This window comes from Oleiphilus sp. HI0123 (assembly GCF_001635315.1).
The window spans coordinates 1-2193 of record NZ_LWGE01001138.1 but is presented as its reverse complement, the minus strand read 5'-3'; the positions used below and the strand labels follow the sequence as shown (position 1 = coordinate 2193).

The window sequence follows — 2193 nt, the reverse complement described above, 5'->3', positions numbered from 1 at the left end:
GCTCAACATCCGCTTCGATATCGTCGCTGCGGAAACAAAGGTGGTGAATGCCACCGCCTTTCTTTTCCAAGTATTTCTGCACAGGGCCTTCACCGTTAAGCGGGTGAATCAATTCAATGCTGGTTTTCTCAACGTCTAAAAACGCAGCACTGGTTTTTGCTTCAGGTACATCTTCCTGACCTTTCAGGTTCAAGCCGAAGTCTTCTGCAAAGCGCTCTATGGCTTTCTGTAAATCTGGCACTGCTATCGCAATGTGGTCTAAGCCTGTAATCATTGTTTATTCTCCTAAATATTCGCCAAAAACTCAGTGCAAGCTTTGGTTTGTCTGTCTTTTATCTGCTCGTCTGTTTCAATAACGATTTCTTCATCAGGAACAATTTTGAACAGTGGCTGACCCTTCTTAATAATGGTGCCGTCGTCTTCAAGCAGCACTTTAGCAATGGTGCCAGAGAACGGCGCAGCTATTTTATTGAACATCTTCATGACTTCAACGATATAGAGCGGATCTCCCGTCTCAAAGTGCTGGCCTTCCTCAATAAAGGGAGGCATATCAGGCGCTTCGCGCGAATAGAACATACCGCCTGAGCTGGCGAGAATCTCATCACTTTTCGCGACAGGTGGTGGTACTAGGACCTTCGCCATCGCTTCCTGATAATCTTTATTGGTTAAGTTCTCAGGAATGACTAAGCTCAGGTCATCAGCGACTTTCAGTTCGAAGAAACCTGTCTTGGCGGCTATGTATGGCAGTAATAGTAGTACTCTGCAGCCAGCTTGATAGCCTGCGTGGGCAGCTTTGATTGCGGCCCAGGTCGCTGTATCAAAATCGCTGTGCTTGGCAGCTTTTAGGGCTTTGTCTAAGTCGTTGAAGTTGCAAATATCCAGTTTTTCTTCAAGTGTGCTATAGAAGGAAAGTGCATCGCTGAGGATTTCCTGGTCATGATCCCAGATCATGGTGGCCGCTGGGTTCTCTCGCTTGTTTCCCGGGTGAAAGTCCATGTTAAGGAAATGATAAGTTTCATCCAGAACTTTAATCGGGTTTTCTATCCAGGAGACCTTGCCCTTCTTATCAACCGAGAAGTGAGTTTGATGCATGGCCAACCAGCCGGATAACAAATGCGGTTCAAGCATTAAGTGCTCAACCGGACGTGTAAGCAATAGGTGTTTGCGTTGCAATACGCTTTGCATTGCAGTCTTGTCGTCCTTGGATTTAAGGCTAGCAATATTTGCTTGGCACACTTCAGCATAAACCTGGTTCAGGTCGTATTGCTGTGCCTGTTGTTTTAACGCGCCTACAGCCGTTAGATAGGGAACGATAAACTGGGTTGTTGGTTTCGCATGAATATTGTTGCCCATTATCCAGTTGACCAAGCCGTAATGGAATTCAAGGTTGGTGCCTAGATCCTTACCTTCCAGCTTAGTGCGGCGAAGTACTTCAGACATTTGTTCAAAGCTTTCCAGACGATTGTTGCCAACAGTCAGGAGTAGGGCGATATTACTATCGTAAGCACCGGCCAAGTGATAGGACATGAATACATCGGTATCAGGGTTGTGAAGACTAATACCCTGGTCGTCACGAATTTCGCCATCAAGCGAATCTGACCAATGTTCAATCAAACCACCTGCATGGGGTGCCAAAGCTTGGTTAGTTGCATTAAGGCGGGCTTCAACCGAAGCATTATGACGCAATACGCGCTCGGGCTTGGGTAAGCGCTTGCCGTGTGCAGCGAGTAATACCATGGCCTCGACCAATGAGTGCACCGTAAAACTGTCATCAGCGTTGTCGGGGTTGACGAATTTCAGGCTATAACAGAGCTCTGTAACGCGGTGTTCAACCTGAATTCGGGTGTTCATTTCCATAAAGAAGTGTTTGTCGCGGTCAACGATACACTCGAAGGTGGATACGTTGTCCAAGCCTACTGCCTGACCAAATACTTCGGATTCTTTTTCCATCGCCTGAAGGGTTTTGATCTCCTGGCTAAGGATTTTAGATTCGGCTTCACTACCGCGATGCAAAGATTCTGTAAGCGCATGCTGTAAATCTTCGGTCGTAACCGATATTTCCAGCAGCTTTTGCTCATGCATCTGCAAAGAGCAATCACGACCGCCCAAAGCCAGTGCCCATTCACCATTACCGATCACCTGGATTTCCTGGTGACGGGTGGTTTCGATATTCAACTCGACAAGAATATTCTT

2 protein-coding genes are annotated in these 2193 nt (G+C 46.8%); both read right to left on the bottom strand.

Going from position 1 to position 2193, the window contains the following annotated elements; all coding sequences use genetic code 11:
* Positions 1-274: VOC family protein (locus tag A3761_RS11930; protein ID WP_068750259.1), on the bottom strand; the 274-nt coding region annotated here is incomplete at its 3' end.
* A gap of 11 nt (positions 275-285) precedes the next feature.
* Positions 286-2193 (bottom strand): biotin/lipoyl-containing protein (locus A3761_RS11925; protein ID WP_068750257.1); only part of this gene is annotated, 1908 nt, incomplete at its 5' end.